5 protein-coding genes and 6 pseudogenes are annotated in these 8974 nt (G+C 71.8%); 5 read left to right on the top strand and 6 right to left on the bottom strand.

Annotation, left to right across the window (positions count from 1 at the left end; translation table 11 throughout):
• Both AD428_RS25740 and AD428_RS22700 read right to left on the bottom strand, forming a co-directional pair.
• Nucleotides 1–428 (bottom strand): annotated as a pseudogene (locus AD428_RS25740) (hypothetical protein); the annotation flags it as partial.
• Nucleotides 429–477: 49 nt separating this feature from the next.
• Nucleotides 478–1191, bottom strand: coding sequence for a helix-turn-helix transcriptional regulator (locus tag AD428_RS22700; protein ID WP_053246669.1), 714 nt, complete (start codon nt 1189–1191; stop codon nt 478–480).
• Nucleotides 1192–1317: 126 nt separating this feature from the next.
• Here AD428_RS22700 and AD428_RS22695 point away from each other — a divergent pair, with 126 nt between their 5' ends.
• The 5 genes and pseudogenes from AD428_RS22695 (at nt 1318) to AD428_RS22685 (ending at nt 4961) form a co-directional block, all read left to right on the top strand.
• On the top strand, nt 1318–1827 hold the full coding sequence (locus tag AD428_RS22695) for a sigma-70 family RNA polymerase sigma factor (RefSeq protein WP_053246667.1): 510 nt from the start codon (nt 1318–1320) through the stop codon (nt 1825–1827).
• A gap of 63 nt (nt 1828–1890) precedes the next feature.
• Nucleotides 1891–1941, top strand: a pseudogene (locus AD428_RS29840) (hypothetical protein); the annotation flags it as partial.
• 38 nt (nt 1942–1979) lie between these two features.
• A pseudogene (locus tag AD428_RS29835) lies at nt 1980–2345 on the top strand (hypothetical protein); the annotation flags it as partial.
• A 1051-nt stretch (nt 2346–3396) separates the two neighbouring features.
• Nucleotides 3397–3950, top strand: a pseudogene (locus AD428_RS29150) (TonB-dependent receptor plug domain-containing protein); the annotation flags it as partial.
• Nucleotides 3951–4097: 147 nt separating this feature from the next.
• Nucleotides 4098–4961, top strand: a complete 864-nt coding sequence (locus tag AD428_RS22685; protein WP_235490498.1) for a universal stress protein — start codon at nt 4098–4100, stop codon at nt 4959–4961.
• 178 nt (nt 4962–5139) lie between these two features.
• Here AD428_RS22685 and AD428_RS26545 read toward each other — a convergent pair.
• From AD428_RS26545 to AD428_RS29830, 4 genes and pseudogenes are all read right to left on the bottom strand, one after another.
• A pseudogene (locus tag AD428_RS26545) lies at nt 5140–5442 on the bottom strand (ABC transporter substrate-binding protein); the annotation flags it as partial.
• 10 nt (nt 5443–5452) lie between these two features.
• Nucleotides 5453–6514, bottom strand: a complete 1062-nt coding sequence (locus tag AD428_RS22675) for a hemin-degrading factor (RefSeq protein WP_053246665.1) — start codon at nt 6512–6514, stop codon at nt 5453–5455.
• A gap of 76 nt (nt 6515–6590) precedes the next feature.
• Nucleotides 6591–8418 (bottom strand): annotated as a pseudogene (locus AD428_RS22670) (TonB-dependent hemoglobin/transferrin/lactoferrin family receptor); the annotation flags it as partial.
• A gap of 285 nt (nt 8419–8703) precedes the next feature.
• The coding region (locus AD428_RS29830; RefSeq protein ID WP_369798818.1) for a hypothetical protein at nt 8704–8974 on the bottom strand (271 nt) is incomplete at its 5' end.

Raw genomic sequence — 8974 nt, 5'->3', positions numbered from 1 at the left:
ATGGGCCGCGGCAAGCTCCGGCGCCGCCTCCTGGGCGATTTCCGGCGCGAGCGAGAACACGCGCAGCCGGTGGCCGTCGGGGTCCAGCGCCACGAACGAGCGGCCGAAATCCATGTCGGTGGGCGGCTGCAGGAGGCCAGGCCGCGCAGGCTCCAGTCGCGGTGGCGGCGGTTCACGGGCGTCGGCGTCGGGCAGGCGGAAACCGATCTCCGCGCCGCCGCCCGGCCGGCGGGGCCGGCTCCACGGGCGTGGCGCGACCACAGGCCCAGCTTCAGGCCGGTGTCCAGCGCGAAAAGGGCGAAGGTGGGCGAGCGCTCGATGGGGGAGCGGGCCAGCAGCGCGCTGTAGAAGGCCGCGCTGGCTTCGGGCTTGTCGACGTAGAGCAGCACATAGTTTCCGTCAGGGGCGATGGAGGATGAGTGGGACATGATGCGCTCCGGTTGCGGGAAGGAGCGTTCATCTTAGGCAGGCGCGCTGTCAGTTTCCGGCAGCAGTGTGCGCGTCTTGCCCGAGCCGCTCGCGCTGGAGCTGGCGCCATTCCTGCAGCAGCGCGTGCCGCCGCCGCGGGTAGCGTTCGCCGGCCTCCAGCGCCGCGATGCGGTCGGTGCGGAAATGCCGGAAATCGCCGCGCAGCTCGCACCAGCTCATGAGAATGCGCACGCTGTCGAAGAAGCCCAGCGCGAAAGGCCAGATCACGCGGGTGGAGGCCACGCCTTTTTCGTCGCGGTACTCGATGCGCAGTTTGCATTCGGCGCGGATGGCCTGGCGCACGAGCGCCAGGTCTACCTGGTCGGTCACGCCCGCGGAGCTCGGGCCGATGAGCAGCGGGGTGCCATCGATTTCGTCGCGCAGCCCGGGCGGAAGCACCGCGCCGATCTTGGCCAGCGCATTGACCGCGGCCTGGCCCAGGCGGGCGTCCGAGCGTTTCGCCACCCAGCGCGCGCCCAGGGCCAGGGCTTCGATTTCCTCGGTGCTGAACATGAGCGGGGGCAGCGTGAAGCCCGGACGCAGCACGTAGCCCACGCCCGGCTCGCCTTCGATCCGCGCGCCCTGCGACTGCAGTGTCGCGATGTCGCGGTAAAGCGTGCGCAGGCTGATGCCCAGCGTGCCGGCGAGTTCGCGCCCGCTCACCGGCAGGCGGTGGCGGCGCAGGACTTGCAGCAGGTCGAGCAGGCGGGCGGCGCGGGACATGAGAAGGGCGGCAAAAAAACGCATGCTGCCACGAAATGCGCCGCCCGTGCGCCCGGGTTGACGTTTCCCCTCGCTTCCCATTTAGAATGAGATTGATTTTTATTTGACTTGTTTTTCGGGGGTGTTTTGGCTGACCATGCGTTCGCCTCTGGCGATGCCGTCCAGGCGCTGTACCGCGCCCACCACGGATGGCTGCACAACTGGCTGCGCGCCAGGCTGGGCAATTCCTTCGACGCCGCGGACCTGGCCCACGACACCTTCGTGCGGGTGCTGCGCCATCGGCACGAGCTGGAGGCGCTGCGCGAGCCGCGCGCCTACCTCGCCACCGTGGCGCGCCGGCTGATGCTCAACCATCACCGGCGCCGTTCGCTGGAAGCGGCCTACCTGGAGGCCCTGGCCGCGCTGCCGCCGGCGCAGGTTCCCCCGGCGGAGCAGCGCCTCATCCTGCTCGAAACCCTGAACGAAATCGACGACATGCTCGACGGCCTGCCGCCGCGGGTCCGCCAGGCTTTCCTGCTGGCCCAGCTGGAGGGGCTGAGCCACGCCGAGATCGCGGCGCGGCTCGGCGTCTCGCTGCGGTCGGTGCATCGCTACGTTACGCGGGGGCTGGAACAATGCATCATGGTGGTGAGCTGAGGGCGGGCCTGGCCGGGCTGCCGCCCGTGGACCGCCGGCGCGGCAAGGCAGGCGGCCGGCTGGCTGCTGCGCCTGAACTCGCCGCGCGCCACCGAGGCCGACGTCCGCGCCTGCGACGCATGGCGGGCCAGCAAGGCCGAGCATGAGCATGCATGGCAACGCGCACAGCGCGTCAATGCGCGGCTGGGACTCATCCCCGCCGGCCTGGGCATGGCCTCGCTGAACCGTCCCGCGCAGGCGTCGCGCCGCGCGGCGCTCAAGACGCTGGCGGCCCTGGCGGCCGCGGGGCCGCTGGCCTGGGCCGCCTGGCGCGCCGATCCTTTCGACTGGACCGCCGACCTGCGCACCGGCGTGGGCGAGCGCGCTCGGTGGCGCTGGCAGAAGGGTCCACCCTGGAACTCAATACCGGCAGCGCGGTGGACATCCGGTTCGACGGCGCGCGGCGGCTGCTGCGGCTGCGCGAGGGCGAGATCGCGGTGCGCGCCGTGGCCGATGCCGGGCCGTCCGCGAGGCCGTTCATCGTGCGCGCGCCGCAGGGCGACATCGTCGCGCACGAGGCGCGCTTCTGCGTGCGGCTGCTGGCGCGGCGCCTGCGGCGTCTCCGTGGCAGGAGGGCGCGCTGCGGCTGGATCCGGCCCGCGGGCCTTCCCTGGCGCTGGCCGCGGGCATGCGGGCGAGCCTGTCCGCCGGCGGTGCGTCGGAGCCGCTGGCGGCGGACCCGCACGCCGTCGACTGGCTGCGCGGCGCGCAGCATGTATGCCGCGAAGCTGGGCGCGTTCCTGGCCGAGCTGGGGCGCTACCGGCCGGGCCTGCTGCGCTGCGACCCGGCCGTGGCCGGCCTGCGCATTTCCGGGGCGTTCCAGTTGCGCGACACCGACGCGGTGCTGGCCGCCTTGCCGGCCACGCTGCCGGTGGCAGGTGCGCTATCGCACCGCGTACTGGGTCACGGTCGGGCCGCGCGCCGCGGGCGCTTGAAAGAGTCTGATTCTGCATCCGTCCCCGCGGTTCAATCGAAAATGAAAAGAAAAATGGTTCCTGTTATGTCAGGTTTCGTGCCCAGGCGGGTCATGGTGGGTAGAGGCAAACGAATTGCCGATACCCGCTGGATCGAAAGGACCTTCCATGGCTCATCTCCCCGCACGCCGCTCGCGCGGCATTTCCCCGGCGGCCGCCCGCGCCCGCCGGCCCGCCCGTTCGCGGCCGGCCCTGCATGCGGCGCTCGCGCTGTCTGCCGCGGCGCTGGCGCTCCCTCTGCATGCCGCATCCGCGCGCGTCGCCGACGCGCCGGCCGCATCTGCGCCGGCCGTGCCTTTGCCGGCCGCGCCCATCCTCGCCCAGGCGGCTGCGCGCCGGGGCCGGGGCGCGCAGCTTCCGCATTCCGGCCGGGTCGCTGGCCGGCAGCCTGCCGCGCTTTGCCGACAGCGCGGGAATCACCGTGCTGTTTGATCCCGCCCTGGTCGGCGCGCGCCGGGCGCCCGCTCTGGAGGGGCGCTACACCGTCACGCAGGGTTTTGCCCGGCTGCTCGAAGGGTCGGACCTGGCGACCAGCGCCGCGGCGGCGGCGTCCACGTGCTGCGCCCGGCGCCCGAGCCCGGCGTCACCGAGCTTGCGCCGGTACAGGTCGAAGGCGAGGAGTCTCCGGAACCGGCCGCCTGGCAGACCAGCACGGACCGCGAGCGCCTGGACGCGCTGCAGATCCGTGGCTGGAGCGATCTGGGCAGGCGCGCCGAGCCGGGCGTGAACTTCAACCGCCAGAGCGGCAGCATCAACATCCGCGGCCTGGACCAGGACCGCGTGCTCACGCGCGTGGACGGCGTGCGCCTGCCCTGGCTGGACGACGGCGCGCGCGGCGTGAAGGGCGGGCTGGAGGCGGTGGATTTCGACATGCTGTCGCGGCTGGATATCCTGCGCGGCGCCGACGCCATGGCGGGCAGCTCGGGCGCGACCGGCGGCCTGGCCGACCTGCACACGCTGGACCCCTCCATCTGCTGCCGGACGGCCAGGCCTTCGGCGCCCTCGCCAAGGCCGACTACGATTCGGCGGACACCAGCCGGGGCATCAACGCGGCCCTGGCCGGCCAGCTGCGCGACCACACGTTCTGGCTGCTGCAGGCCGGCGCGCGCNCAGCCTCCCCGCGCCGCCGGACCGTCCCCAGGACAAATTGCCGGATTGCGCAACGCGCGGGCGGCCGGATGCGCCCGCCCGCCTCGGGCCGCCGCCGCTTGATCCAGGTCAAGAAGCCGGGCGCCGGTCTGTCCGACCATTTGAGCATGGACGCTGACAAGGAGGCCGCCATGTACCGCCGCATCGCTTTGCACCTGGACCAGGGTTACGATTGCCAACGCCGCACCACCGTCGCCCTGGCGCTGGCCCGGCGCCACAAGGCGGAGGTGCTCGGCATCTACGCCAGTTCCGCCCCGCCGCAGTATTACTACGGGGAATCCGTGCTGCTTTCCCGCGCGCTCGACGTCATGAAGCAGGTGCTGGCCGAAGACCGCGCCGCGGTGCAGAACGGCTTCCTGGCCTCCGCTTCGGCGGCCGACGTGGCGGCTTCGGTGCGCAGCGCCGAAAGCTCGCCCAGCGCGTGCATGGCGCTGTACGGCCGCACCGCCGACCTCATCGTGCTGAGCCAGGAAAACCCTCGCGACACCGACGCGGCCCATGAAATCGAATTCGTGGAACAGACGCTGCTGTCCGCCGGACGGCCGGTGCTCGTGGTGCCCTCCAGCGGCACGTTCACGGGCGTGGGCGAGCGCATCGTCTACTGCTGGGACCGCAGCCGAGAGGCGGCGCGCGCGCTGGCCGACGCCATGCCCCTGCTCAAGCACGCCGGCGAGATCGTGGTGCTCACCATGGACGAGGGCGAATCCACGACGACGCGCGAGCCCGCCATTCCCTTCGCCGAGCTGGCCACGTATTTCGAGCTGCATGGCGTTCCCGAGCCGCGGCACGTCAGGCGCGACATCCGCGGCGTGGGCGTCGGCGCCACTATCCTCAACACGGCCGCCGACCACAGCGCCGACCTCATCGTGATGGGCGCCTACGGCCACAGCAAGCTGCGCGAATGGGCCATGGGCGGCGCCACCGCCTCGGTGCTCAAGAGCATGACGGTGCCGGTGCTGTTCTCGCACTGAGGGCGGCAGGCTCCCTGCCCGCCGGCGCGGCGGACGCTGCTATCCGCCGTGTCCCGCATCGGGCACGGGGGTGAGCACGGGGGCGGCCCGCGAAGTGGGCGGCGGCGTTCTGCAGGAAGAGACTGACGGTGTTCTCCACCGCCTCGGGCGAACGGCCGGCGCTGTGCGGCGTGAGCACCACGTTGTCCAGGCGCTTGAGCGCCTCGGGCGGGCCGGCCTGCTCGGAGGCCAGAACGAGGTCGGGTTTGAGCGCCAGCACGCCCTCCACCGGCACGGCGCGGTAATAGCCCACGCGCGGCAGCTTGGTTGCCGCCTCGGGGTAGAGGCTGGAGAGATCGTCTCCCACCAGCTTCTTTTCCTGTCCCAGGCGGTAGACGATTTCGGTGACGCTGCCGCCCAGCGTCACCACGCGCTCCGGGGACGCGGCATGCGCGCACGCCGCCATCGCCCAGCCCAGCGCGATTGCCATCCAGGTTTTCATGGCGTCGTCCTCAGGCGGCCAGGGGCGCGGCGCACAGGCCCAGCATCAGCTCGCGCCACGCGCGCAGTTCCGGCTTGCCGGGCTTGCGCTCGCCGAAGAACTGCGCGATGAGGTCGCCGGTTCCGGCGTACAGCTCGAGCGACGTCACCCAGCCGTCGGAAGTGGGCTTGTTGACCACCCAGGCCGACACAATGGCCGTGGTGTTCAGGTGCAGGTTGAACTTCGGGTCGAGCACGTTGTACCAGGGGCCGGTGCGCTGCAGCTTGTGCACGGGGCCGGTGTGGATCTGGATCATGCCCCGGTTGCCCACGAAGCACATGATGGACAGCCCGGAAGCGGCGGCCGACTCGAGCATGCGCTCGACCGAATCCGCAGGCACGCGCTGCGCGAGGTCTTCGCCCGCCGCCGCCAGCGCCGCCAGGCGCGACACCTTGAACTTGCGCAGCAACGGAAAGAATTCGTGCGTGTCCTGCATGGCGAGCCAGGCTTCGCGCCAGCCGGCGCTGTCCGCCACGCGCTGCGCCTCGTCGGAGGGCGCGTAGGGCTGGACCTCGGGCCACTGCGCGGGCGCGGCGAAACGCGACACCAGGGCGTCCCACGCGGCGGCGTCGGTGGCGTCGGTGCGGTAGACCTTGTGCACCGCCACGCCGGCGCCGTCGAAGAACTGCAGGCTTTGGCGCCCCTCATCTTCCACGGCCCAGGCCGATTTCCAGCATGAGAAGAACACCCGCAGGTCGATGTCGGGCCCCAGCACCAGGCCCACCGGCCCCTCGGCCTGGATGTCCTCGTAGCGGCCGTGCCGCTCGTGCACACACCAGTCGTTGCGGGTCAGCGCCATGACCTCGCCCAGCGAACCCAGTTCGCGGAAGATGGCCTGCGGGGCGAGCGCATCGGGCGCGCCCCGCAAGGCCGTGGCCCGCAACCCGCCGCAGCCCGCCGCCACCCATTCCGCTTCGGACACGCCCAGCGCCTGGGCGGCGTTGCGTGCGCGCAGCCTGGGCTGCGAAGCGGCCAGCGCGTCGTGGCGGGCGCGCAGCGCCGCCGCGCGGTTTTCGAAATCTCGTTCGCTCATGTTCAGTGGCCCTCCGGCCTGAAATATAACTGCTGCGAAACCGCCGCCGGCACGGGGCCGGCGGCCCCCTGGCGGATCAGTACCGATAACTCAGTGAGACGCGCACGCTGCGGCCCGGTTCCGTGTACCAGTCCACCGGACGCGGCAGCGCCATGGGCCCCGCGGTCGGCACATTCAGCGCCTCCCAGTATTTCCTGTCGAACAGGTTGAAGACGCCCGCCCGCACCTGCAGGCCGCGCACGGGCGCCGGCTGCCAGTAGCCGCTCAGGTCGACCACGCCGTAGCCGGGCGCCTTGAAATCGGCATTGGGCGCCTTGGCGGCGGCGTCGGGATACTGGACCTTGCCGCGGCGCAGCGCCGTGGTGAGCGTGGCGTCCACGCCCCAGGCGTCGCGGGCATAACCCAGACCCAGGATCGCCTTCAGGGGCGCCACGGAATTCAGATGCCGCCCCGTGTCCTGGTCTTTGCCCACGGCCCACGCCACCGACCCCCACGTGCGCCAGCCCGGCGCGAACCTCCAGTGCCCGCTGGCCTCGGCGCCGTAAATGCGCACCCGCGCCCGGTTCACGGCCCCGGTCACGCCATTGGGATAGAGGTCTTCCCAGCCCGGCTGCCACAGCGGCGAACCGGCATCCAGCGAGACGCCCTTGTCGATGAAGTCCTGGTAGCGGTTATCGAAGAACGATACCGCGCCGCCCAGCGAACCGGAACCCATGTTGGCGCCCAGCTCCCAGCCCCGGCTGGTTTCGGGCTTCAGGTAGGGGTTGCCCACGCGCAGGTAGGTGCCGGGGCCGCCGTAGTTGGTGTAGAGCTCGGTGGCCGTGGGCGCCTTGAAGCCGTAGGCGTACTGGGCGTAGAACGAGAGCGCCTCGCGCGCCCTCCAGGTGGCCAGCAGCCTGGGCGAGAAACGGCCGCCGCTGTTGGACGGCGGCAGCGGGCCCGCGTTGGGGTTGCTGGCGTAGCCGGCGGTCGCGCGCGGCTTCTGCTCGAAGTGGTCGTAGCGCAGCGCGGGCGCGAGCGTATAGCGGCCCTCGGCGAAACCGAACTCGTCCTGCGCCCAGAGCGCCCATTGGCTGCCGCGCGATTCCGGCATGTCGGCCTGGTTGGTGTGCAGCATGTCGCACAGGCGCGGGCCCAGGCGCGCGGGCAGGCCGGGCGGCAGCGCGGGGCAATTGTCGTAGCCGCCGGAATGCTGCTCGGTCTTGTTGCCGAACCACTCGCCGCCGGCCGACAGCGTCTGCCGGAACGAACCGGACCCCAGCCGCCTGGACGCCTCGGCGTCGACGCCGTAGAGCGTCTGCCGGATGGAGTTGCCGCGGCCGAAGGGGCCGCTGGGATAGCGGTAGTAGAAGGGGTCGCCGGGGATCGCGTAGGCGCGCCTGTCCACCGACCGCACGCCGTCCAGGCCGCTGTCCAGCGTGGTGCGCTGCCAGTACACCACCGCATGCGCGGTATCGAGCAGGCCGCCCGCCGAGGGTGCGCGGTAGTCATAGTCGAACGACACGCGCTCGCGTCGGTTTTCCTTGTTTCCCGTGTTGGCGCCGGCCAGGTAGCTGGTGCCCGGGCCCTGCTGGAACAGATTGTCCAGCCGCTCCCTGCGCCGGAAGGTTTCGCCGGTCAGCCCCAGGCGGTGGCCGCCCTCCAGGCGCTGCTGCAGCTTCAGCAGCACGCTGGTCTGGTCATAGCCAGCCGGGGTGGGCTCGCTGCGCCTGGGGCCGAGGCGCCCGCGTCGGCGCGGTTGCCCAGCTCGTGCCCCCGGCGCGCGCGGGCCTGCAGCAGCCAGAACGTGTGGTCGCGCAGCTGGCCGGCCAGGGCCGCGTGATGCCCCGGCTGGTGTCCGCCGAATCGTAGTCGGCCTTGGCGAGGGCGCCGAAGGCCTGGCCGTCCGGCAGCAGATGCGTAGGCGCGCCTGTCCACCGACCGCACGCCGTCCAGGCCGCTGTCCAGCGTGGTGCGCTGCCAGTACACCACCGCATGCGCGGTATCGAGCAGGCCGCCCGCCGAGGGTGCGCGGTAGTCATAGTCGAACGACACGCGCTCGCGTCGGTTTTCCTTGTTTCCCGTGTTGGCGCCGGCCAGGTAGCTGGTGCCCGGGCCCTGCTGGAACAGATTGTCCAGCCGCTCCCTGCGCCGGAAGGTTTCGCCGGTCAGCCCCAGGCGGTGGCCGCCCTCCAGGCGCTGCTGCAGCTTCAGCAGCACGCTGGTCTGGTCATAGCCAGCCGGGGTGGGCTCGCTGCGCCTGGGGCCGAGGCGCCCGCGTCGGCGCGGTTGCCCAGCTCGTGCCCCCGGCGCGCGCCGGCCTGCAGCAGCCAGAACGTGTGGTCGCGCAGCTGGCCGGCCAGGGCCGCGTTGATGCCCCGGCTGGTGTCCGCCGAATCGTAGTCGGCCTTGGCGAGGGCGCCGAAGGCCTGGCCGTCCGGCAGCAGATCGGAGGGGTCCAGCGTGTGCAGGTCGCCAGGC

This window comes from Achromobacter sp. DMS1 (assembly GCF_001270295.1).
The sequence above is the reverse complement of the archived record's forward strand: the minus strand, read 5'-3'. Positions and strand labels throughout refer to the sequence as shown.